At 44.8% G+C, this 24060-nt stretch carries 22 protein-coding genes; 15 read left to right on the forward strand and 7 right to left on the reverse strand.

The window, feature by feature from the left end; all coding sequences use genetic code 11:
- Positions 1 to 8: 8 nt before the first annotated feature.
- The 3 genes from trpE to rpe all read right to left on the reverse strand — a co-directional run bounded on the left by trpE (position 9) and on the right by rpe (position 3205).
- Complete coding sequence (gene trpE, locus NKI27_RS02650; protein WP_265048154.1) at positions 9 to 1490, reverse strand: anthranilate synthase component I; 1482 nt, start codon at positions 1488 to 1490, stop codon at positions 9 to 11.
- A 231-nt stretch (positions 1491 to 1721) separates the two neighbouring features.
- Entirely contained in the window at positions 1722 to 2408 is a 687-nt protein-coding gene (locus NKI27_RS02655; RefSeq protein WP_265048155.1) for a phosphoglycolate phosphatase, read from the reverse strand.
- Between the two features lie 113 nt (positions 2409 to 2521).
- Entirely contained in the window at positions 2522 to 3205 is a 684-nt protein-coding gene (rpe, locus tag NKI27_RS02660; RefSeq protein WP_265048156.1) for a ribulose-phosphate 3-epimerase, read from the reverse strand.
- Between the two features lie 269 nt (positions 3206 to 3474).
- Between rpe and NKI27_RS02665 the strand changes: the two genes are divergently transcribed.
- Entirely contained in the window at positions 3475 to 4647 is a 1173-nt protein-coding gene (locus NKI27_RS02665) for an alpha/beta hydrolase family protein (RefSeq protein WP_265048157.1), read from the forward strand.
- On the opposite strand, the gene murU is transcribed toward NKI27_RS02665, so the two are convergent.
- Together murU and NKI27_RS02675 are read right to left on the reverse strand one after the other, a co-directional pair.
- Positions 4640 to 5365 carry an N-acetylmuramate alpha-1-phosphate uridylyltransferase MurU gene (murU, locus tag NKI27_RS02670; RefSeq protein ID WP_406803122.1) on the reverse strand — a complete coding sequence of 242 codons (726 nt, stop codon included), beginning with the start codon at positions 5363 to 5365 and terminating at the stop codon, positions 4640 to 4642. The genes NKI27_RS02665 and murU overlap by 8 nt on opposite strands.
- A 13-nt stretch (positions 5366 to 5378) precedes the next feature.
- Complete coding sequence (locus tag NKI27_RS02675; protein WP_265048159.1) at positions 5379 to 6452, reverse strand: aminoglycoside phosphotransferase family protein; 1074 nt, start codon at positions 6450 to 6452, stop codon at positions 5379 to 5381.
- A 193-nt stretch (positions 6453 to 6645) separates the two neighbouring features.
- Here NKI27_RS02675 and NKI27_RS02680 point away from each other — a divergent pair, with 193 nt between their 5' ends.
- The 14 genes from NKI27_RS02680 to fusA all read left to right on the forward strand — a co-directional run bounded on the left by NKI27_RS02680 (position 6646) and on the right by fusA (position 20335).
- Positions 6646 to 9006, forward strand: a complete 2361-nt coding sequence (locus tag NKI27_RS02680) for an LPS-assembly protein LptD (protein ID WP_265048160.1) — start codon at positions 6646 to 6648, stop codon at positions 9004 to 9006.
- A gap of 69 nt (positions 9007 to 9075) precedes the next feature.
- A complete protein-coding gene (locus NKI27_RS02685) occupies positions 9076 to 10413 on the forward strand; it encodes a peptidylprolyl isomerase (protein WP_265048161.1) in 1338 nt (445 codons plus the stop codon).
- Between the two features lie 101 nt (positions 10414 to 10514).
- On the forward strand, positions 10515 to 11501 hold the full coding sequence (pdxA, locus tag NKI27_RS02690; protein WP_265048162.1) for a 4-hydroxythreonine-4-phosphate dehydrogenase PdxA: 987 nt from the start codon (positions 10515 to 10517) through the stop codon (positions 11499 to 11501).
- A 57-nt stretch (positions 11502 to 11558) separates the two neighbouring features.
- Positions 11559 to 12371: a 16S rRNA (adenine(1518)-N(6)/adenine(1519)-N(6))-dimethyltransferase RsmA gene (rsmA, locus tag NKI27_RS02695; RefSeq protein WP_265048163.1), complete on the forward strand. Its 813-nt coding sequence runs from the start codon at positions 11559 to 11561 to the stop codon at positions 12369 to 12371.
- A gap of 25 nt (positions 12372 to 12396) precedes the next feature.
- Positions 12397 to 13230 (forward strand): symmetrical bis(5'-nucleosyl)-tetraphosphatase, encoded by an 834-nt coding sequence (locus NKI27_RS02700; RefSeq protein ID WP_265048164.1) that lies wholly within the window; start codon positions 12397 to 12399, stop codon positions 13228 to 13230.
- Positions 13227 to 13646, forward strand: coding sequence for a DUF423 domain-containing protein (locus NKI27_RS02705; RefSeq protein ID WP_265048165.1), 420 nt, complete (start codon positions 13227 to 13229; stop codon positions 13644 to 13646). Before NKI27_RS02700 ends, NKI27_RS02705 begins: the two co-directional genes overlap by 4 nt.
- Positions 13647 to 13674: 28 nt before the next feature.
- Positions 13675 to 13875: a sulfur carrier protein ThiS gene (gene thiS / locus NKI27_RS02710; RefSeq protein ID WP_265048166.1), complete on the forward strand. Its 201-nt coding sequence runs from the start codon at positions 13675 to 13677 to the stop codon at positions 13873 to 13875.
- A gap of 47 nt (positions 13876 to 13922) precedes the next feature.
- Positions 13923 to 14729 (forward strand): thiazole synthase, encoded by an 807-nt coding sequence (locus NKI27_RS02715; RefSeq protein ID WP_265048167.1) that lies wholly within the window; start codon positions 13923 to 13925, stop codon positions 14727 to 14729.
- 75 nt (positions 14730 to 14804) lie between these two features.
- Complete coding sequence (gene slmA, locus NKI27_RS02720) at positions 14805 to 15404, forward strand: nucleoid occlusion factor SlmA (protein WP_265048168.1); 600 nt, start codon at positions 14805 to 14807, stop codon at positions 15402 to 15404.
- Positions 15405 to 15466: 62 nt separating this feature from the next.
- Positions 15467 to 16258 carry a substrate-binding periplasmic protein gene (locus tag NKI27_RS02725; RefSeq protein ID WP_265048169.1) on the forward strand — a complete coding sequence of 264 codons (792 nt, stop codon included), beginning with the start codon at positions 15467 to 15469 and terminating at the stop codon, positions 16256 to 16258.
- A gap of 263 nt (positions 16259 to 16521) precedes the next feature.
- Positions 16522 to 16650, forward strand: a complete 129-nt coding sequence (locus tag NKI27_RS02730) for a hypothetical protein (protein ID WP_265048170.1) — start codon at positions 16522 to 16524, stop codon at positions 16648 to 16650.
- Positions 16651 to 16683: 33 nt separating this feature from the next.
- Positions 16684 to 17193, forward strand: a complete 510-nt coding sequence (locus NKI27_RS02735) for a DUF2753 domain-containing protein (RefSeq protein ID WP_265048171.1) — start codon at positions 16684 to 16686, stop codon at positions 17191 to 17193.
- Positions 17194 to 17338: 145 nt separating this feature from the next.
- Positions 17339 to 18034: a GGDEF domain-containing protein gene (locus NKI27_RS02740; protein WP_265048172.1), complete on the forward strand. Its 696-nt coding sequence runs from the start codon at positions 17339 to 17341 to the stop codon at positions 18032 to 18034.
- 216 nt (positions 18035 to 18250) lie between these two features.
- The gene (fusA, locus tag NKI27_RS02745; RefSeq protein ID WP_265048173.1) at positions 18251 to 20335 is read left to right on the forward strand and encodes an elongation factor G; all 2085 of its coding nucleotides are present in this window, start codon (positions 18251 to 18253) and stop codon (positions 20333 to 20335) included.
- An 85-nt stretch (positions 20336 to 20420) separates the two neighbouring features.
- Here the strand turns inward: fusA and NKI27_RS02750 are convergent, their stop codons facing one another.
- On the reverse strand, positions 20421 to 20750 hold the full coding sequence (locus NKI27_RS02750) for a DUF4156 domain-containing protein (RefSeq protein WP_265048174.1): 330 nt from the start codon (positions 20748 to 20750) through the stop codon (positions 20421 to 20423).
- 202 nt (positions 20751 to 20952) lie between these two features.
- Positions 20953 to 24051, reverse strand: coding sequence for an efflux RND transporter permease subunit (locus NKI27_RS02755; RefSeq protein WP_265048175.1), 3099 nt, complete (start codon positions 24049 to 24051; stop codon positions 20953 to 20955).
- Positions 24052 to 24060: the final 9 nt, after the last annotated feature.

Raw genomic sequence — 24060 nt, forward strand, 5'->3', positions numbered from 1 at the left:
CCCAGTTGTTAGCCGTCTAGCCCTTTAGTGGCCATGGCAACGGCTTTAAAAATGGCCCGGCCTTTATTCATGGTTTCTTTCCATTCGAGCCTCGGTATAGAATCCGCAACTACGCCAGCACCCGCTTGAATATGCAGCTTTTTGTCTTTAATGACCGCCGTTCGAATAGCAATCGCGGTATCCATATTACCATTCCAAGATAGATAGCCTACAGCGCCACCATATACCCCCCGTTTAACGGGTTCTAGCTCGTCGATGATTTCCATCGCTCTGATTTTTGGTGCGCCGCTGAGCGTTCCGGCAGGTAGCGTTGCTTTGAGTACATCAATGGGAGAAACCCCTTCTTTTAGCTGACCTTTGACGTTTGATACGATATGCATCACATGAGAGTAACGCTCTACAACCATCTTGTCGGTGAGCCTTACCGTGCCTATTTTGCTCACTCGGCCTGCATCGTTTCGACCTAGGTCGATGAGCATTAGGTGTTCTGCAATTTCTTTAGGGTCGGCTAATAGTTCTTTTTCTAAGGCTAAATCTTGTTCTTCTGTCGCCCCTCGTTTACGAGTCCCTGCGATGGGTCTGACGGTGACTTCGTTGTCTTCAACACGGGCTAAAATTTCGGGTGATGAACCGACAATATAGAAGTCTTCGAGGTTTAAAAAGTACATATACGGCGAAGGATTCAAGCAGCGAAGGGCGCGGTATAAATCCAACGGCTCTGCTTCAAAGGGGATAGACATTCGTTGCGCGATGACCGTTTGCATAACGTCACCCGAGAGAATGTACTCTTTAATCTTGTCGACAGAGGCTTCAAATCGCTCTTGTGTGAAACCAGAAACAAAGTCACTTTCGGTGACTTCGGTTGGTGATATTTGCTTTTCAAACGACGAGGTCGATACGGTACGTAGTTTGTGTACTAGTTGGTCGAGCGCTTTTTGCGCATTTCCGTAAGCATGGGGCTCAGCAGGGTCGGCATGGTGAATCAATATAAGTTTGCCGCTAAGATTATCAAACACTACGACTTCTTCTGAGACCATCAACAATATGTCGGGTGTTCCCAACGGGTCTTGAGGCGCTTTTCCAGATAGTCTGGGCTCAATATAGCGCACTGTGTCATAGCCAAAATAACCGACCAGCCCGCCATTAAAACGGGGGAGGTCTGGCAAGTCCGCAGCACGATAGCGTGTTTGAAATACTTCGATAAACGCAAGGGGGTCTTCAACTTCGCAAGTCTCAACGATATTCCCATCTTGGGTGATGGTGACTTGATGACCGCTGACCTTGAGTATCTTTCGGCAGGGCAAGCCGATGATAGAATACCGGCCCCATTTTTCTCCGCCCTGAACTGACTCAAGGAGGTACGAGTACGGGCCGCTGGCAAGCTTCATGTAGCTGCTTAAGGGGGTGTCGAGGTCGGCTAAGACTTCTCGAGTAACAGGTATGCGATTAAATCCCTCTTCTGCGAGGCGATCAAACTGTTCTGGTGTCATTGTTGTATCCTTTCGTGTTCTACAGTCACTGCGGGGCTATTTGCGCCGCTTAAATATCGAACTTTAACGGTGTTCTGGCGTTTGAAATGTGGTGTGTTATCTGCGCCATCGGGCGATAATCTCGTCGCCAAGCCAATTAAAGTTGTTATTTGTTGTGTTCTGCACGTCGGAATACTCCAAAAAATAGATCTTTTAAGTCTTTTATCTGGCACTTAGCCAAGAGTCTCTAGATTACAGTAGCTCAATGAGTGAATCAATAACTGCATCGGGTGAGGCATCGTGAATACTTTCACCATGATTATAGCCATAACTCACACAGACCACTGGTACATTTATCGCTTTGGCGGCCGTTACATCGCTAATTGAGTCGCCAATCATCACCGTTTCTGCCGCAGTACAGTTAGCTTGTTGCATACAGTATATTAGCTGATCCGGCGCTGGTTTTTTATTTTCCAACGTATCGCCACTAATAACATAGTTGAAATGAATGCCTAGTTTGCAGAGTAGTTGATCGGTGAATCGCCCAGGTTTATTGGTCACGATAGCTAAGATGCACTCATCTGCCGCCAGTTTTTTCATGACCTCGATAACACCAGGGTAAAGGGTGCTTTTATCACCATTTACTTTGTGATACTGAATCATGAAGTGGCGGAACCCTTCTTCATAGATATCCGCTGGGATACTTTCAAGATCTTGGGTTCCCATGCTATCTGCCAAGGCTCGTTTCACCAGTGTCGCTGCACCGTTTCCTACCCACACGCGAACTTTGTCTTCCCCTGCTGCTGGGCGGTCTAAGTGATGCAGCATTTGGTCGATGGCGGTTGCTAAGTCTGGAACGCTATCAACTAAGGTTCCATCCAAGTCAAACATAACCAGTTTAGGTGATGAATTAGGAAACAAAGAATCGAGTACGGTCATTTATATATCCTGATGAGTGTTAGTGAGTGCCTCACCTTTATAGGTATAATCTCCGCCACTATCGCGACAGAGAGAATGGCGGAGGCGGTGATACGCCTCGCTTCGTGATGATCTTAAGCTTGAGTACTGTCGGCCAATGCCAGTTGTGCTCTCATCGCATCAATCGTTTCTTTATAATTATCGGTTTTGAAAATGGCGGAGCCGGCGACAAAAGTATCAGCACCTGCCTCTGCGATTTCACGAATATTATCAACGGTTACGCCACCATCAATTTCAAGTCGGATTGCACGCCCACTTTGATCGATTTTTTCTCGTGCGATACGAAGCTTGTCGAGAGTGCCAGGAATGAACTTTTGACCGCCAAAGCCTGGGTTCACCGACATTAGAAGGACCATGTCGAGTTTGTCCATGACATAATCCATATAATGCAGCGGGGTGGCAGGGTTAAACACTAAACCTGCTTTACAGCCGCCATCACGAATCAGTTGTAATGAGCGGTCGATATGGTCAGAGGCTTCAGGGTGAAACGTGATATATGTCGCGCCCGCATCAATAAAAGAGCGGATCATGTCATCAACTGGTTTAACCATTAGGTGGGCATCGATAGGCGCTGTCACGCCATGCTTTCTTAATGCTTCGCAGACCATTGGGCCGATCGTCAAGTTGGGGACATAATGGTTATCCATTACGTCAAAGTGAACGATATCAGCACCGGAGCTCAGTACGGTGTCAACTTCTTCTCCAAGTTTTGCAAAATCAGCCGATAAAATAGAAGGTGCAATTTTAAAGTCAGGCATGAGCGTCTCTTTTGTTGAGTGGTGTTGAAAGCACTAATTTTGAACGTACTAATAATGAAGGAATTACTCAGGTCGTGTTGGCCTGCTTCCCATTACCGATGAAATTTGCGATATTCTAACTGAATGAGTCGAAATAGTAATCCTCAATGCACCTTTTACAGTGGCTAATCAATAATTTTATGACCGTAAAAAAAATATTGTGCGTAAAAAATATAGTGTTAACGTTAGCTCGTTTTTTTCGCGCTGGCTGTGTGTTCTTGGTGCTTGGTTTGTCTTTGCCATTAGCGGTCAGTGGAGAGGAGAATACGGCTGATGAAGGTAACAATACCACAGGCGTTAGTGATGGCGGTGACGCGAGTGATGAGGGGAAAATTGCACCACTTGAGACGGCAAAAAGAGTCCACTTATCCCCCGAGTCTATGAAACAGGCGGCCCTTGCTGACGAATCAGTTAAGAGTCAAATTGTTTGGCTTCAAAGCTCAGAGCGTTCAGAAGGCGAGAGCGCTTTTCTTGCACTGGAGCTTTATGAAAATTCAGCGGAGTCTCAGGGGGCGGTCATTCTTATTCATGGAGCTGAGCAGCATCTCAATTGGCCTAACGTAATCAAACCACTCAGAACGCTATTGACGGATGATGGGTGGTACACGTTATCGATCATGCTGCCTTATAAGGACTCCGCCTCAGTGCCTGCTCGAGATTTGCAGGCAAAAGTCAATGAGACGGTTGAGGCATCGGACACTGCACCTCGGTTTTCAGGGCGGTACGCCAAGTTCGACATAGCTAAAAAAGAGGGCGGTGAAGAGGTAGGGGGCGATGCTGCAGAAAATGTAGATGGCGAGAATGATTTAAATAGTGCTGAAACCAGTGTAGATGATGAAGCGGAGCCCACTGAAACGGCTGCTGATTTAGCGGCAGAAGATTCAGGTGAAGATGTTATTGATATTTCCGCCAATGAGAAAGAGGTTGTTCCTACGGCCATACCTTTTGAAGAAAAAGTACAAATGAGGCTCAAGTCAGCGCTGGACTATGTTGCCAAAAAAAGTTATCAAAATATTGTGTTAGTTGGCTATCAACAAGGCGCCCAAGGTGTGTTGACGTACTTATCGAAGAATAAAGGTTTTTTACCTGAAGAGGGGGTGTCGGTTATTTGGGTTGATGCTCAGTTAACCGAGACTCAGCAGTTAGATTTTGGCAAGTTAGGAGGGGATTCGTTTCCGCTAAAAATATTGGATGTGGTTGATTCATCCTCCCGTACAGGGGTTGCTGAAGGTAAAAGGCGATCAGGGCAAGCGAAACGAAATAGCTATACCGGTTACTCTCTCGTTAAATTGCCAATTGCTGATATGGGGTCGATGGAGGTAAGTACATTAACGCAACGGATTCGTAGTTGGCTTAAGGTTAATGCACCAGGCATGCAGACAGCGGTAAAGAAGACTAACTAGACGGTTCACCTGATAAAATATATTGGTTAAGCTGTTCTAAGCGTTCTGGTGTGCCAATATCCATCCAAGTACAGTTTGTTTTGTGGCCACTGACCTGCTGATTTCTCATCGCGTCTTTTAATAATGGCGCGAGAGGGTGTTTACCTGGTGTACAGTGATCAAAAAGTTTTGCACTCAACAGGCTGATGCCGCTAAAGGTGAGTTTTTCGCTATGCTTGATGTTATCTGAGTTATCTTCTGATATTGCTCCATTCTCAAATAGATGAAAGTCACCGCTGGGGTGTTGGGATGGGTTGTCTACCATGACTAAGTGAGCGAGCGTTGAGTCTGGTAGGTTGGTTGCTATATTAAGCAGTTCTGCGTAATCAAAGTCTGACCAGACATCACCGTTGACCACAATAAAAAAGGGCTCATCCTTATTAGATAGCAGAGGTAGTGCATTGATGATGCCGCCTGCGGTTTCAAGGGGTGACGCTTCATGTATGACTTGAATCGAGCAGCTAGATGACGCCGTGTCGCTGGTCAGAATGCTGTCGATATAGTCTGAAATTTGATGACCTAACCATGATGTATTGATAACCACATCCTTGATGCCGGATGCCGCTAATCTATCCAGATGATATTGAATTAAAGGTTTTCCTGCAGCCTTGAGCAGAGGTTTGGGGGTGTGGTCGGTCAGTGGCCGCATTCGAGTGCCAAGGCCTGCGGCTAAAATCATTGCTTTCACTATACTACAACCCTTGGCTGGCCGCGGCTTCTGGTTGAGAGTGGGTTGCCGGTGGTGGTAGCTGGTGATTAATTGCGGGTATTACGACGGCTTTTAACCAGTGATTAAAGTCATTTAATTGCGTGTAGTTAGACGAAACACGTTCGATATAGTTAACGGTTCTCGGTATATCGTTTAGATAGTCGTGCTTACCATCTCTTAGGGATAGCCTTGCAAAAATCCCGGCCGCTTTCAGGTGCCGTTGTACGCCCATAAGATCAAACCAACGCTGAAACTGTGAATAGTCTGCGTTATGCAACCCTGCGTCAAGGGTGGCTTGATGAAATGCTTGCAGTTGTTGTTCAATAAATGAAGCGGGTAATACGATATAACAGTCACGTAATAGAGATACTGCATCGTAGGTGATGGGGCCCATGACGGCATCTTGGAAATCGATAACGCCAATAGAACCGTCACTCAAGGCCATTAGGTTTCGAGAATGATAGTCTCTGTGCACGCACACAATCGGTTGGGCTAGCGCTTCATCTATCAGAAACTGAAATGACTTGTTGAGTTGATCATGGTCTTCTGGGCTTAGTTCAATGCCGAGCTTTTTTGATACGAGCCATTCGCGAAATAGTTCCATTTCACGTGCAAGTAGCGTGCTATCGTATGGCGGCAGGGCGTGATCTTCAGGTGAGCTGCAAGATTGAATGTGCGTTAACGTATTTAAAGCAGACCTATAAAGTGATTCTGTTTTATTGGGCGCTGTGATGGTGGTGTCCAATAATAGCGTATTGCCAAAATCGCTGAGTAGCATAAAGCCTTGAGCTAAATCGAAGGCTTTAATATGAGGCACTTGAATGGCTAGTGACTCCCAGTGGCGTGCAATAGCGACAAAAGGGCGGCTGTCTTCTTTTTCTGGCGGCGCATCCATGGCAATCCATTGATGCGTTAACGATGGGGCGCCCTTCTGTTGTTGCTCAACTCTAAAGTATCGGCGGAAGCTCGCATCGCCAGAAACTGGGGCGATCGTAAACGTGTCACCCTTAAATTGTTGCTCCAACCACTTGTGTAGTTGTTGTAGTCTTAGATCCATAACGCTATTTACTCATGTTAGTTGCGCAATATTATGCCCCGCAATGGCCTTTGATGGAACCGTAAGCTGTTGACATGTTAATTCAACGTGACGATTGGGTTAAAGCTATGGAGACTATTGCCATAACCGTTTATCATTGCGGGTTTATTTGTCACTATTTACATGCACCCATTTGCGGAGTAGTCAGCATAAAATGACTAAAACGGTTTATCGATTTGCACATATATTAGTGCTGCCGCTGATTATTGGTTCCGCTCAATCATTGGCTGACGAGCTGAATTCAGAGACTGGCCGGGCTAAAACGGCAGCAGAAATTGATTGGCGCCCTATTGACCAGATGACTGAAGCAGAACGCAGTAAGTTATCCGCGGTGTGTAAGGGCGGCTATGTGGTCCCCTCATACTTGCCAGAAGGCAGTGTTAGCTCATCTGGCGACCCTTCAGAAACACCGATGCGCGTTTTGGCAGATAGCGCTTCGTTTGATGCCGAGCAAAATGCTTATGTCGAGGGGGGGGTTGAAATTACCCAGTCGCCCTATTTTTTGACGGGTAGCACAGCTAAATTAAATCAAAGCACCCAGCAGGTGACGGTTAAAGGGGGTATACAACTAAGAAGCCCTGAGATGTTCTTAACCGGCGACACTGTTAATTATGATATTTCAACGGGGGCATTTGATATTGAAGGTGCCTCATACCTTGCACATGAGCAAGGGTTTCGTGGTCAGTCTGCGACCGTAAAGCGACCCTCAGAAAACTTGGTCGTAATTGAAAAGGGTACCATCACCCGTTGCGACCCTGATGATAAAGCATGGTCGATAGCAGCCAGTGAAATCACGCTTGATCAAGAAGAAGGTGTGGGGTATGCCAAGCATTTTCGCTTTAGAGTTCAAGATGTACCTATTTTCTACTTTCCTTGGGTGACGTTCCCGATTAATGATGACCGAAAAAGTGGTTTCTTGTACCCGTCCATTGGAAGCTCCAATGTAGGGAGAGGGTTGGCGCTTTCAGCTCCGTATTATTTTAATTTAGCCCCTGATTATGATGCGACGTTAACGCCTCAGTATGTTCATGGTAGAGGGATTTATACGGAGCTAGAAGGTCGTCATTTAAATACCTTCGGGCTGTCGAAGATAAACCTCGGCTATATTAATGATGATGAAGAATACATCGAAGAGTACCCGTGGAGCGATGGCGAACGCTGGGGGCTCAGTTTTGAAAATGAATCGAAACTTGCTGCAGGCTGGTCATCCAGCATTGATTATAATGTGGTTAGCGATGACGATTATCTTGAAGACTTAGCGCGGACGCTTAGCATAAACAATGATACACATATCGATCGGGTCGGTAAGATCAGCTATGTCGGTGATGTTTGGCAGTTTGATGGCGCGGTCCATGGTTACCAAACCGTTGACTCAAATATCACCGAAGCCAACAAACCTTATTCCAGGCTACCGGAGCTTAATCTGGTTGGCAGTTGGGATAATGAAGTGTTTGACTGGACTGTTGGATCTCAATATACCTACTTCTTCCGCGATAACGAGCTACTAACCGGTAATGACAAGGTGCAGGGTAGTCGTTTAAGGATAAAGCCAGAGGTATCATTACCCATGGAGCAACTATGGGGCTATATCACACCATCACTAAAGATTGACCAAAGTAACTATGCGCTTGAAGATAACGGCTTAGGGGATGATGACATTAGTCGTACTGTACCGTTTGCAACTCTTGATGCGGGTCTTTATTTTGATCGTCCTTTTCAGTTTGGTACCCAGGATTATAACCAAACACTAGAGCCTCGAGTGTTTTATGTGCATTCACCAGAGGTCAAGCAGGATGATATTCCTGACTTCGACACGTCTGTAAAAACATTCAGCTATTCACAGCTGTTTTCGGATGATCGATTTGTTGGTGGTGATAGGGTGGGTGATAATAATCGTGTTACATTAGGTTTAACCTCCCGCTTCACGCAGCTTTCTAGCGGTATCGATAGTGCCGTTTTTAGCATTGGTAAAATCTATTATTTTGAAGATCAACGCATTAACCTAAGTGGCGTCGGTGAGTATGCTGAAAGTGAGTCGCCTTATGCGGGTGAGTTTATTTTAACCCCGATTCAAGGCATGGATTTGAAAGTAACAGGGTTGTGGGATGATAGTGAGAATGAGACAGTGGAAGGTAACAGCACGCTAAGTCTTCATACAAAAGACTATGGATATGTGCTGAACCTAGGTCACTACTATAAAGATGACAGCTCTCCCTTAGAGCAAGCTAATATCTCCACTATATTCCCTGTGACTAAAAAAGTGAGTGTTTTTGGCCGTTGGTTGTATGACCTTAATGATAAACGTACGGCGGGTACATTAGCGGGTTTAGAGTATCGTAGTTGCTGCTGGCGAGCGCAGGTCTTATCGAGCAGCTACCTGACAGATGATGCTGAACTGTCTCACACGATTATGTTTCGAGTTGAGTTAAAAGGCTTAGCAGGCTTTGGTGAAAGTGGTGAAGAGCTTGATGAACAGGTGCCTGGTTATTTGGGGCGAGAAAGTTTATATAACTAACACGTAATTTGTTTAGAGACTGGCCATGCGCTTAGTCTTGAATTTTATATTATTAGGTAGTGCTGATTTATGTTGTTGAAGAACACTCTGTTTCGTTTGTTAACATTGTCTATATTGCTTTTGTTATCTATTTCTACAGTTTATGGAAAGGTAAAGCCGTTAGACCATGTATTGGTCATTGTTGATGACGATATTGTTATGGCATCTGAGCTTGAGGCGCGTATTCGTACCATCACGGCCAGACTAAAAGCCCAGGGTACAGGGCTTCCACCTGCTGATCTTATGGCAGAGAGAGTGTTAGATCAGTTGATTCTTGAAAGCATACAGCTACAGATGGCTGAGCGAAATGGATTAAGAGTAGATGATAACCAGCTTAACGAAACCATGCAGAATATTGCCAAAAGAAACGGCATGACATTGGATGACTTTCAGGAAGCGATAAAGTCCGAAGGCGTCACATACCGAGAAGCCCGAGAGCAGATCCGTCGAGACTTGTTATTAAGCCGAGTTCAACAGCGGCAAGTTGATCGAAAGGTTCGGGTTACCGATAACGAAATCGAAACGTTTCTTGCGTCTTCTGAAGGTAAAAGCCGAACGGCGACTGAGTACTATTTAGGCCATATCTTGGTCTCTATTACAGACCCTGCCAACCCTGTCGTTGTCGAAAAAGCAAGAAAGCGTGCGGAGGCTATTATTGCAGAGCTTAAAAGTGGGGAAGACTTTAAACAGACCGCTGTGGCAAAGTCGGATGGGCGTAATGCACTGCAAGGCGGCATTATCGGGTGGCGTAAAGAGAATGAAGTGCCATCAATTGCCGCTGATATTGTTCAAACATTGAAGGTAGGTGAGCCTTCTGAGCTTCTTAGAACATCGGGTGGTTTTCACATTATCGCCGTGCTTGATAAGCGCGGGGGAACAGAGCAGCTCGTTAAACAGTATAATGTGCGTCATATTTTAATTAAGCCTAGTGAAGTAAAAACAGAGCGTGAAGCGAAAGAGAATATTGAGCAGTTGCGTGAACGAATCATTAGCGGCGATGATTTTGCAGCCATTGCAAAGGCTCACTCTGAAGATCCTATTTCGGCTATTAGTGGTGGTAGTCTTGACTGGGTAAGCCCAGGAGAAATGGTTCCGGCCTTTGATGATATTATGCAGAATAGTACCGTGGGTGAGGTGAGTCAGCCATTTTTATCAGACTTTGGTTGGCACATTTTGCAAGTTCAAGACACACGAATGGAGGACTTAGGTAATCGAATTCAGGCGAATCAAGCGCGGCAGGTTATTCATCGCCGAAAATATGAAGAAGAGTTAAGCTTATGGCTGCGAGAAATTCGTGAAGAAGCGTATGTTGAATTTAAAGATCGTACTGCCTCTGAAGATGACCAATCAGAAGACCTGAAAAAATAAAACGGGTCCTAGCTAGCGTTAATCGTTACTTGGGTTAATCATCGCTTTGGTTGTTTAATTGGAGCGGCCATTGTCAATCTGTTGTATAAAAGGCTAGCCAAATGCTACCACTTGCAATTACTGCTGGAGAGCCAGCCGGCATCGGACCAGACTTATGCATCCAACTTGCCCAGAAAGGGTTTTCAGACCCTGTTGTTATTGTCTGTGCGCCGACTCTGCTTAAAGAACGAGCCGACGCATTAGGTTTGCCTTTAGATGTACATCTTTGGGAGCCTGGCGATAGACTCGATAGCAAGCCCGGACAGGTGTTTGTTTACCCTGTTTCACTTGATGCCTCTGTCGATGCGGGTGTGCTGTCTGCTAAGAATGCCCACTATGTATTGAAAACCCTTACGGTTGCGGCCGAAGGCTGTATGAATGGTGTGTTTTCAGGCATGGTCACTGCACCTGTACACAAAGGCATCATTAATGATGCGGGTATCGATTTCACCGGCCATACGGAGTTTCTTCAGGCGCTTTGCGGCGTTGATCGGGTTGTGATGATGCTCGCTTCTGAGAAAATGCGTGTGGCATTGGTTACGACACACTTACCGCTGGCCAGTGTTTCAAGCGCCATTACTAAGCCGTTATTAAGACAGATTATTAATATTCTTAATCATGACTTAACGGTTAAGTTTGGTATAGCTCAACCTAAGATTTTGGTTGCAGGGCTTAACCCACACGCAGGAGAAGGCGGGCATATGGGAATGGAAGAAATAGAGGTTATTTCACCGGTGCTCGATGAGTTTCGTGAAAAAGGGGTCAATCTTGTAGGGCCTCTCCCTGCCGATACATTGTTTACGCCACGCTGGCTTGATGGCGCAGACGCCGTACTAGCGATGTATCATGATCAAGGCCTACCGGTGTTAAAATATCAAAGTTTCGGGTCCGCTGTGAATATTACTCTGGGGTTGCCTATTATTCGCACCTCTGTAGATCATGGCACAGCATTGGATCTGGTGGGTACAGGTAAGGCCGATATTGGCAGTCTTCAGCAAGCTATTAAATCAGCGGCTTTGATGGCGGGGCTTGCCAGCTTTACGTCATAAGGCCCGTAACTCGCTGTACTCAATTCAAGAAACCCCATCAAAATAGAGAAAAAGTAGATGGCAAAGCAATCGTCCAATATAGGACATCAGGCTAGAAAACGATTTGGTCAGAACTTTTTACAAGATCATGGTGTAATCGATCAAATTATCCGCAGTATTCACCCTAAGCCTGAAGAGTGTATGGTGGAAATTGGGCCGGGTCTTGGTGCTATAACTGAAGAGTTGCTGGCTGCAACTGATGGTAAGTTAAATGTGGTTGAGCTGGATCGAGACCTCATTCCTATTCTTAGAACGAAGTTTTTTAATTATCCTGACTTTGTCATTCATGAAGCCGATGCATTGAAGTTTGACTTTAATCAGCTGGCTTCACCTGGGCAACCCCTGAGAATGGTCGGAAACTTACCTTATAATATTTCAACACCGCTTATTTTTCATCTACTAAAGCATGTCGATAATATGCGTGACATGCACTTTATGTTGCAGAAAGAAGTGGTTGATCGTTTAGCGGCAGGACCAAGTGAAAATAACTATGGGCGGTTGGGTATCATGGCCCAATATTACTGCCAAATACAGCCGTTATTTATTGTTCCACCTGAAGCATTTGACCCTCGTCCTAAAGTTGACTCGGCGATCGTCAGGCTAACGCCGCATAAAAAACTACCTCATCCTGCCAAGGATATTAAAACGTTGGAAAGGGTTGTCAGAACGGCTTTTACTATGCGTCGTAAAACACTCAGAAATGCATTGTCGACGTTGGTAAGCCCAGAACAGTTAGAGGCGCTTGGTATAAATAGTGCGCTTCGCCCTGAGAACTTATCGCTTGCCGAGTATGTAAAGATAAGCGATTCCATTACGGATCAGACTGAGTAGTTTTAAGCACTTAAAGGGGGCTGTTTTGGCAATTTATGCAGTAGGCGATATTCAGGGGTGTTATGAAAACTTCTGTTGCCTGTTAGATGAAATAAAATTTGATTCATCGAATGATACACTTTGGGTCGCAGGGGATTTAGTTAATCGAGGGCCTGATTCGCTTAAAACGGTACGCCATATTAAATCATTGGGTAAGTCTGCTCGAGTGGTGTTAGGGAATCACGACTTGCATTTGTTAGCGGTTGCACGAGGTGCGCAAAGCCGTAAACGGAAGGATACCTTTGGCGATATTCTTGATGCTCCTGATGTCGATGAGTTAATGGACTGGCTACGACATCAAAAACTGATGGTTAGAGACAAAACACGTAAAATCGTCATGACCCATGCGGGTGTTCCTCATATCTGGAAAATCAAACAAGCTAAGCGTTATGCCAAGGAAATAGAAACGGTTCTGAAAAGTGATGATTGCGATGCGTTTCTTAAAGAAATGTATGGCAATACCCCTAAAATGTGGTGCGAATCGTTAGCCGGCATGGAGCGATTAAGAGTCATTACTAACTATTTCACTCGCATGCGCTTTATTGATGAAGGCGGCGTATTGGACTTTGATAGCAAGCTTGGGCCTCTGAACGCACCGCCAGGTTATAAGCCTTGGTACGCATTCACCCGTAATGGCAGTTCAAAAATAATTTTTGGTCATTGGGCCGCGCTCGAAGGGCGAGTGTCTAACCCTCAGATGGTGGCTGTTGATACCGGATGTGTTTGGGGCGGAAAGCTAACCGCTGTAAACCTTGAAACGTGGGAAAGAACAAGCTGCGCTTGTAATTTTGATGAGCGAGCATCGAAGGATAATCAGTGACCAATAACATTCATATGAAACCTCAGCGCCATATTATTATTGCGTTGGGGGCGGTGTTGTCTTTTTGCAGTGTTACTGCCGGCGCCTTTGGGGCTCATGGTGCAAGGCCGCTGCTAAGCGAGAAGTTGTTTAGTGTTTATGAGACTGCAGTGGAATATCAGTTTTATCACAGCATCGCATTGTTAGTAGTCGGTGTAATGTTGGCGCTGCCCCTGTCGATCAATGAAAAATATCTAAAAGTCGCGGTCGTCAGCTTTTTGTTAGGTATTTTATTATTTTCGGGTAGCTTATATTTATATGCATTTACAGGGATGAGTAAACTCGGGATGATTACGCCCGTGGGAGGTTTCTGCTTTCTTGTGGGTTGGCTCATGATTGCGTTGAGTGCGTGCTCAACTAGCCTGGCCAAACGGTAAATTGAATACGTATTAGCGGGAGATGATATTGAACGTTATTGTAAATGGCGACGAGAAAACGCTTGAAGTGGGTGCCACTGTTGCAGACCTGATTCATGTTCTTGCGCTTGAAGGCAAGCGAATTGCGGTTGAGCTAAACATGGAAATTGTACCTCGAAGTGAGCATGCCTCTACGGTATTAAAGCAGGGCGACAACCTTGAGGTAGTACATGCAATAGGGGGCGGATAGCCTTTTGAATAAAACAACACAAGACAACTTATTAATCAGGTAAGAAAATGACAACTAACACCGTGGACAACGCTACTGATAAACCCTTAATAATTGACGGAAAAACATACCAGTCAAGGTTGTTGGTCGGAACCGGTAAATACAAAAATCTTGATGAAACCCGTGAAGCAATTGCAGCCAGTGGCGCTGAGATTGTGACAGTTGCAGTTAGGCGAACAAATATAGGGCAAAACCCTGGTGAGCCTAATTTACTCGATGTCATATCGCCAGACCGCTATACTATTTTGCCTAATACCGCTGGTTGTTATACGGCTAAAGATGCCGTAAGAACCTGTCGATTAGCTAGAGAGTTGCTAGGCGGGCATGACCTCGTTAAATTAGAAGTATTGGGTGATCAGAAGACGCTTTACCCTGATATTACTGAGACATTGGTCGCAGCAGAAGAGCTAATTAAAGATGGCTTTAAAGTCATGGTGTATACGACCGATGACCCTATCATTGCTAAGCGTTTAGAAGAAATGGGTTGCGTTGCTGTGATGCCGCTAGGTGCCCCAATTGGTTCGGGTTTAGGTATCAGAAACCCGTACAATATTCGTATGATTCTAGAGAATGCGACGGTGCCTATCTTGGTTGATGCTGGTGTAGGTACCGCGTCAGATGCGACCATTGCGATGGAGTTAGGGTGTGATGGCGTACTGATGAATACAGCTATTGCTGCCGCACAGAATCCTATCTTGATGGCGCGAGCTATGAAGGGCGCTGTAGAGTGTGGTCGTGATGCCTTTTTGGCAGGCCGAATGCCAAGAAAGTTATATGCATCTGCTTCGTCACCGATTGATGGTACTTTCTTTTAAATAGGTAAGTACCTTTTACCCATCATAGAACAACTTTTTATCAAACATATCAGATATTACTAGTAGGAAATGGCGATGGCTGCTCCACCGAAAAAAGATCGAAACAATCGTCGTCAGCAGATTCTGGAGTCATTAGCCAGAATGCTAGAACAAAGCCCTGGTGCTCGTATTACCACTGCAAAATTAGCAAAAGAAGTTGGGGTCACTGAGGCGGCGCTTTATCGTCACTTTCCTAGTAAGGGTAAGATGTTTGAAGGCCTTATTGAGTTTGTAGAAGAAAGTATTTTTAGTCGCGTTAATCGAGTCATGCAAGAAGGCGCTAATGCGGAAGCAAAAATTGAAGCGATTCTCACTCTCGTACTCACGTTTGCTGAAAAAAACCCAGGTATTTGTCGAATTTTAATGGGCGATGCATTGGCAGGCGAAAAAGAGCGTTTACGTACCCGTGTATCTCAGTTTTTTGAGCGGCTCGAATCCCAGATTAAAAGAATACTTCGCGAGGCTGCAATTAGAGAAGGAAAGCGCTCAGCGTTAGTAGCCAGCAAGGCATCAAACCTATTGGTTGCGATTGTAGAAGGGCGAATTCATCAGTTTGTAAGGACAGAGTTTAAGCAAGCACCTCTAGAAGGTTGGAACGAACAATGGGCATTTTTATCAAAAGGTCTACTCGTATAGGTTGTGACTCTTAATTTCTCTGTTAGTATAATTAGTAATCCAAACTGTAAGGCTGCATAGCGTTGACAAAGTTGACTTTGTATTTAAAACACATCTTTATCCTGCTGATATTGTCATCGTCAGTGGCAGTCGGGGCTGAGACGATTCGAATTGCTACTGGGGAGTGGGCTCCCTATGTATCTAAGGATTATCGCCATAACGGGGCGATCGGCCATGTCATTGAAAAAATATATCAAGCTGAAGGGATTGGCGTGAAGTTTGGTTATTTTCCTTGGACTAGGGGTTATAAAATGTCCAGCGATGGTGGTGTAGATGCCACAATGCCTTATTACTGCTCGGCTGAAAGAGAGAAACTTTTTTATTGCAGTGACCCTATAGTCAGTGGCCAGTTGGTTTATTTTCATCGCAAAGACTTTCCCTTTAAGTGGCGCAGTATTGATGATCTTAAAGGACTCAATGTGGGGGGGACGCTGGGATACTTTTATGGCGAAGAATTCGAAAAAGCGGAGCGAGACAACCTATTTAAGGTTCAACGGATTGTGAGTGATGAAACTAATTTTGTCGTTCTGATGAAAGGTCGTACTCATGTATTTCCTCAGGATAAAGAAGTTGGCTATGCAATGATTCGACGTCTGTTTCCAGAAGAAGAGCGTCAGTTGATCACGCACAACCCAAACCCTATTCATACGCAGTCGCTACATTTGATATTTCCTCGTAATAACGAAGAGAGCAAAAGACGCCTTGATATATTTAATCGAGGGTTGAAGGTGCTCAAAGACTCTGGTGAACTACAGGGTTATCTGAATGCTATGAGTGAGGGTGTTTATATAGAAGGCGGGGCTTACGGAGAGTAGCCGCTTAATGCGTTCACTACGAGTGTTTCCCTTTCCTCCAATCTTGTTTATTCTTCTTTTTCTTTCACCTCCGTTCTTTACACCTCTTTTTTCATCGCTCGCAACTTTTGTCTTTAAGTTTGTGTGCCTATCGATATTAATAATATTCTTCGCGATTAAATTCTCACCCCCTAGATATTTTTCTTGACAAAAACATAAATGAGAATCATTATCATTTAATGCTTTAAGTGTAACCCTCATTCAAAAACAAAGGCGGTTTCAAAATGATAATGGCTCGTCGTTATAGTGTTGGAAAATGGCTTGATAAATACTGGGTGGCTATTTCTCCTGTTTTGGTCGCAATTCCTTTGATTGCGGTCGCAGTCATAAGTTTACCTGCTGCCAATATCTAATTTTGTTTATAAAACTATAAAGGGAGAACGGTGTTGTTCAATCATAAATGGAAAAGACTGACAACCGAAGGGAATAAGGCACTAAAAAGGCGATGCAATAGTGATGCTCGAGATTTTTATAGTCAGGCGATCACTGAGTCAGATAGGTTGTTAAAGCTGTTTCGCATTCCTCTTTGTGAGAAGGTTAAAACAGTCGATAACAGCTTGGCTATGGTCTCAATGGTCGTGGTGTCACATCACAATTTGGCGGATATATGGGCAAGGTATGGGGTTCGTGTATCGCAAACGTATTATCTTGAAATGGCCCACCAGAAGCTGGTTGATATCGTTCGGGATGGGCGTTTCCCAACGGCGCTAAGGTCAGTCGCGTTGTCGGAGCTCAATAGAACATATATGGCATTGTTATCGCATTACAAAACAAATGAATTGGAGCATTCGGCTGTACTGTTGGCAGATCAATATAGCCGCATAAGGGGGGCGTTTAATTTGACGAGTGACGCGTCTGATGATGTAAATGTATCCTCAAGTATACTCGTTCATTAAAGGCTGACTGCTTAGACAATAGACGTCAATATATAGAGCGTTTGGGTTTAAAAAATTAGCGAAGCATTGACAGCGATGTTGAGTGGCTTAGACTAAGAGGTATCGATACATAATTATATTCAAGCCACTGGATTGACCTGCTCCTATGCCTCAAATTTCCCCATCATGCCCCTTACAAGAGGCGTCTTGCGACATTATTACAGAGCTTGTTGGTTTACGAGAGCAAGTGTCGGAGCTTTCAGAGCTTGTTCACACCGACACGTTAACCGGTCTTTCTAATTTTCGTTATTTTATGCAGGCGCTAGAGCAAGAGATGGAGCGCACCCGAAGAACCGGGCATGCAACAGGTCTGATCATGGTAGACCTAGACTATTTCAAGAAGGTTAATGATGAATGGGGGCATGATGTTGGAAATAAGGCGCTTATATTAGCTTCAAGTCTTATTAAAGCCAGTGTTAGAAAAATGGACGCACCCTGTCGCTATGGAGGAGAAGAATTTGCGATTATTTTACCCTCTACAGACCGTCAGCATTCAATATTGGTCGCCGAAAGGGCTCGAGAGCTCATTGCGTCAACGCCGCTTGAGTTTGATGGAAATGAAATTATGCTAACCGCTAGCTTTGGCGTTGATATTTTTACTGGGGTAGAGAGGGGGTGTGCTGAAGAAATGGTAAAAAGGGCTGACGGCTACCTTTATAAGGCCAAAGAAAGCGGCCGAAACAGGGTGTGTATTGCCCCTGTGGAAGAAAAAATCGACAACTCATCGGTTAATCAAGATGAAAAAGATGCACTCTTTGGCCTATTTGGACGTGCTAGCAATTTGAGTGATTCATCTTATTAAACTATTCTTATCGAATTAAATGTAGCGAGGAGAACCCTTTTTAGCCTATTATTGCCTCCTATTTTATAGACAGCATTTAAACTAAAAATCGAATGAATTTTCTTAATTTGAATATTTGTGCGATTTTTATGCGTAAAGTTACAGTTTTTTTCGAACATATTTTTGAAATCCTGTATACTTACGCGCAATTTTCGCCCTGACTTATCGAGTAACGTAATGACAGATTTATCCAAATATAGAAATATCGGTATTTTCGCGCACGTTGATGCGGGTAAAACCACCACTACAGAACGAATTTTGAAGCTTACCGGTAAGATCCATAAGCTTGGAGAAACTCATGAAGGTGAGTCAACGACTGACTTCATGGAGCAGGAAGCCGAGCGAGGTATTACTATCCAGTCTGCAGCCGTTAGCTGTTTCTGGAAAGATCACCGCTTTAATGTTATCGATACACCTGGACACGTTGACTTCACAGTAGAAGTTTACCGTTCACTAAAAGTACTTGATGGTGGTATTGGTGTATTTTGTGGTTCTGGTGGTGTTGAACCACAGTCAGAAACTAACTGGCGTTACGCTAACGAGTCAGGTGTTGCTCGTATTATCTTCGTGAACAAATTAGACCGTATGGGTGCTGATTTCTTCCGTGTTACCGACCAGATCACTAAAGTTTTGGGTGCTAAGCCTCTTGTGATGGTTTTACCTATCGGTACTGAAGATGAGTTTGTTGGTGTTGTAGACCTAATTACACGTAAAGCATATGTATGGGATGAGACTGGCTTGCCAGAAAACTATTCTGTACAAGACGTTCCAGCTGATATGGTTGATGACGTAGAAATGTACCGTGAGCAGCTAATTGAAACAGCTGTTGAAATGGATGATGACGTGATGATGGCTTATATGGATGGCGAAGAGCCTTCTGTAGAAGACCTTAACCGTTGTATCCGTAAGGGTACTCGTGATCTTGCATTCTTCCCAACGTACTGTGGTTCTGCGTTTAAGAACAAAGGCATGCAGTTGGTTCTAGATGCTGTTGTTGCATACTTACCAAGCCCAACAGAAGTAGATCCACAAGACCTTACTGATGAAGAAGGTAACCCAACAGGCGAGAAAGCGATCGTATCTGCAGACGAGCCATTACGTGCGTTAGCATTTAAGATAATGGATGACCGCTTTGGCGCTCTGACATTTATCCGTGTTTACTCAGGTAAGCTAAACAAAGGTGATACTGTTCTTAACAGCTTCACGGGTAAGACTGAGCGTATCGGCCGAATGGTTGAGATGCAGGCTGATGACCGTAACGAGATCGATTCTGCACAAGCAGGTGACATCATCGCGGTTGTAGGTATGAAGAACGTACAGACGGGTCACACACTATGTGATCCTAAGCACGAATGTACACTTGAAGCGATGGTATTCCCAGAGCCAGTAATCTCTATCGCTGTTGCACCTAAAGATAAGGGTGGATCAGAGAAGATGGGTGTTGCTATTGGTAAAATGGTTGCTGAAGATCCATCATTCCGCGTTGAGACTGACGAAGATTCTGGTGAAACTATCCTGAAAGGGATGGGTGAGCTTCACTTGGATATCAAAGTTGATATCTTGAAGCGTACTTACGGCGTTGAGCTTGAGGTAGGTGAGCCACAAGTTGCATACCGTGAAACGATCACTCAAGAAATTGAAGACAGCTACACGCACAAGAAGCAGTCTGGTGGTTCTGGTCAGTTTGGTAAGATTGATTACCGCATCAAGCCAGGTGAGCCTGGTTCTGGTTTCGTATTCACTTCAACGGTTGTTGGTGGTAACGTACCGAAGGAATTCTTCCCAGCTGTTGAGAAGGGTTTCAAATCAATGATGACTGAAGGTGTTCTTGCAGGATTCCCTGTATTAGACGTTGAAGTTGAATTGTTTGATGGTGGTTTCCACGCGGTGGATTCATCTGCAGTCGCGTTTGAAATCGCAGCTAAAGGCGCATTCCGTCAGTCGATTCCAAAAGCGGGTCCTCAGTTGATTGAACCTATCATGAAAGTTGATGTGTTCACGCCTGAAGATCACGTTGGTGATGTTATTGGTGACTTGAACCGTCGTCGTGGCATGATCAAAGATCAAGAAGCCGGTGTTACTGGTGTTCGTGTTAAAGCAGACGTTCCTCTTTCTGAAATGTTTGGTTATATCGGAAGTCTTCGTACAATGACTTCTGGTCGTGGTCAGTTCTCTATGGAGTTCTCACACTACATGCCTTGTCCAAACTCAGTAGCTGAAGTTGTTATTGCAGAAGAGAAGGAAAGAAAAGCTAAGAAGTAATGATTACTTAATTTAGCTTTAAGAGAAAACCCGGTAGTGAAAACTATCGGGTTTTTTTGGTTTTAAGACCAGCGCTATGCTGAGCTTATGGACAAAGGTATACTCTGAAAGTACGTTGGCCTTCTTCTATCTCGCTAATCGGCACAATGGCGTTAGCGTCTGATTTTATTGCTTCGTTACGAGCGAGTACTTCAAGCTCTGAAGCCATTTTTTCTTCATTGCGTGATATGAACATTACCTCGTCAATCACCTTAGTGGTGACTGTTCCTACCGACTTACAGTTGGCTACTTGCTCTGCCGTTAACGTTTTTACTGTGTCTGCGTTTGGCTTGAGTTGAACAAAGCTACAACCTGAGATTATTGAAGCAAGTAAAGGGAGTGAGATAAGTAATTTTGAGGATGCTACTTTTTTCATAAGGTATCCATGATGATATTATCAATAAGCTTGAATAGCATACATGCAGGATGTCACTCATGTCTATTGGTGGCTATTTTCCCCTTGGTTCCGCTACGCTTCATCACGGCTACTAGGACTTTTAAAGTAAAAGGCAATACGGGCACTTAGCCCGTATTGGATGGAGGAGGTGGACGCTAGTTAGGTGTTAGCAGTAGGTGTTTCAAGTGCTCGTAGTCGGTGGTGTTACGTTCGCCTGCCCTAAGTTGTGAGGGTTATCACGATCTTGCTGTTGGCCTTCTGAACTGCGGTCTTTAGCTATTATGACGTACACTGCAGGTACTACGAATAACGTGAAGATAGTTCCAACAGAAAGCCCTGAGGCTACCACTAAACCAATATCAAACCGGCTTGCTGCGCCTGCTCCAGATGCTAGAATTAACGGAAACACGCCAACAACCATAGCGGATGTCGTCATCAAAATAGCTCTTAGGCGAATACCTGCTGCTTTTTCTATGGCTTCCCGTTTACCTAGCCCTTCTTCGACTTGAAGTTTGTTGGCAAACTCAACCATCAATATGCCGTGCTTACTAATAAGGCCAATAAGTGTTACTAGACCCACTTGAGTATATATATTGATCGAGGTAACACCGAAGGCAATAGGTAGTAACGCGCCGAGTAACGACATAGGGACACTGATCAAAATAATGAAGGGGTCCCGGAAGCTTTCAAACTGTGCTGCTAGAACCAAATAAATCATGATGAGTGCGAAGAAGAAGGTAAAGATTAGTGCGCTACCTTCTTGAATAAATTGGCGTGATTGCCCAGCGTAATCAATGCCAACGCCTTTAGGAAAGGTCTCACGCGCGGTAGACTCAAGATAGCTGAGTGCATCCCCAAGACTAACACCAGGTCTCATGACGCCTTCAATCACTAAAGAATTGAGCTGCTGGAATTGGCCCCGTTTATTGGGCTCGACGTCTTCGGTTATTTTGGCAATGGTCGATAGTGGAATTAAGGATCCTGCAGCCGTTCGAATATAGTAATCATCAAGCTGTTGAGAGGTCCGCCTATAATCTTGCTCCACTTGTGGAATAATGTCATAGCTTCTGCCATCAACATTGAAGCGGTTAACGGTGCCTCCACTTAACATCGTGCTGAGGGCTGAGCCAATGTCTTTCATGCTAATACCCATTTCAGCCGCTTTGCTACGATCAATGCTGATATCGGCCTTAGGTTTATTGAACTTCAGGTCAGTATCGAGAAAAATGAACTTACCACTTTGCATGGCCTGACCCAGTAGGTCTTGGCCCAACTCGTATAGCACTTCATGGTCTTGCGCTGAAGTGATTACAAATTGAATCGGCAGTCCGCTTGCACCGGGCAATGTTGGCAGGTTAAAAGAAACAGACCTAAAGCCTGCAATGCCCGCTAGCTTTTGCTGCATAACAGGTACGAGCTCCATTTGAGTGGCTTCGCGCTCACTAAAAGGCTTTAACAGCATTCCTGAGAAAACAGAGTTGACGCTGTTCATCCCTGCTACAACAAATGAACCTTCTTTTTCTTCAAATGAATCAATGGCTTTCAGCAGCTCACCGGTATAGGCGTCAACATAGTCATGGGTAGCACTTTCGGGTGCAGTTGAAAGGCTGAATATAATGCCTTGGTCTTCACTTCGAGCGAGTTCTTTTTTCGAAAACTGATATAAAAATACGCAGCTTATCAACATAGTGACGACCATCACCATCGTGACAGGTCTATAGTTCAAGGTATTGTGTAACCGGTTCTGATAACTGACTCTTATTTTATCAAAGAGTTTGTCGAGACGTTTAGCCATTGGGCTGTTGGTCTCTGTTAGTAGTTTAGAGCACATCATCGGGGAAAGCGTTAGTGCAATAATGCCCGATATAATCACGGCGCCAGCCAGCGCAAAGGCAAACTCTTTGAATAACCCGCCTGTGAGTCCGCCCATAAATCCAATAGGGGCATATACGGCTGCAAGGGTCAGGGTCATTGATATAACAGGGCCTGCGATCTCGCGCGCACCTTCAATGGAGGCTTTAAAGGGTGATAGGCCCTCATCAATATGCCGGTGGATGTTTTCTACTACGACGATAGCATCATCTACCACCAGACCGATAGCAAGTACCATTGCAAGAAGTGTCAGTAAGTTTAGTGAGTAGCCCATGGCAAGCATGAAAAAGCAGACGCCAATCAACGAAAGTGGAATAGTGACGACTGGAATCAATACGGCACGACCACTGCCCAAAAACATGAAGATAACGAAGATAACAATGACGGTTGCTTCACCAACGGTTATCACAACTTCTGTAATTGAGTCACGAATAAAGCGTGTTGCGTCATAGTTTATTTTTGCTTCGAGGGCGCTCGGTAGTTGACGTTCGATGTCTGGAAGTTTTGCATAAACGCCATCAATAACCGTGAGTGGGTTTGCGGATGGTTGTGCATCGATTGCAATAAAAACGGCACGTTTGCCGTTAAAGTAGACCGCTGAGTCATCATTTTTGGCGCCTAGTTCTACTGTCGCTACATCACGAAGTCTAACTAAAGCCCCTTCATCACGTTTAACTACGAGGTCTTGAAATTCTTCAATGCTTTTTAGGTCTGTGTCTACCGTCACGTTGATCGCGACATATTGTCCTTTGGTTTGTCCCGCCGCCGATAAAAAGCTATTGCTATTGAGGGATGCCGCAACGTCTTGGGGTGTTAATTCGTAAGCGGCTAGCTTGCTAGGGTTTAACCATACACGCATCGCAAATGACTTATCACCAAGAATTTTTGCACTTGCAACGCCGTCGAGGGTTTCAAGTTGTGGCTGAACAACACGTTTGAGGTAGTCGGTAATTTGAGTTTCTTCCATTTCTGTACTGAAAAAACTCAAATAGAGGAGTGAGGTCGTGCCCCCAGTTGATTTGGAGACCACGGGTTCTTCGGCGTCCGCCGGAAGCTCTTTTCGGGCTTCAGAGACTTTTGCTAACACTTCAGTCATTGCTGAGTTAGCATTTTGGCCAAGTTTTAAGTGAGCCTCGATTAAGCTAACCCCCTGAGAACTCGTCGACTTTAGGTAGTCAATCCCTTCAGCACTGGCTACCGCTTGTTGAATGGGGCTTGTTATAAACCCTGCTACCAAGTCGGAACTCGCACCAGGGTACGCCGTCACAATTGATATTATTGAGTTTTCTAATTCTGGGTACTGGCGGACCTGCAGTTCTTTTAATGCATTTAAACCGAGCAGCAGAATAACCAAGCTGACAACTGAGGCAAGAACCGGCCGGCGTATAAATAAATCAGTAAAGCGCATACCGACTCC

Origin of the sequence: Alkalimarinus alittae, assembly GCF_026016465.1 — a bacterium.
In the GTDB taxonomy this organism is placed as follows: domain Bacteria; phylum Pseudomonadota; class Gammaproteobacteria; order Pseudomonadales; family Oleiphilaceae; genus Alkalimarinus; species Alkalimarinus alittae.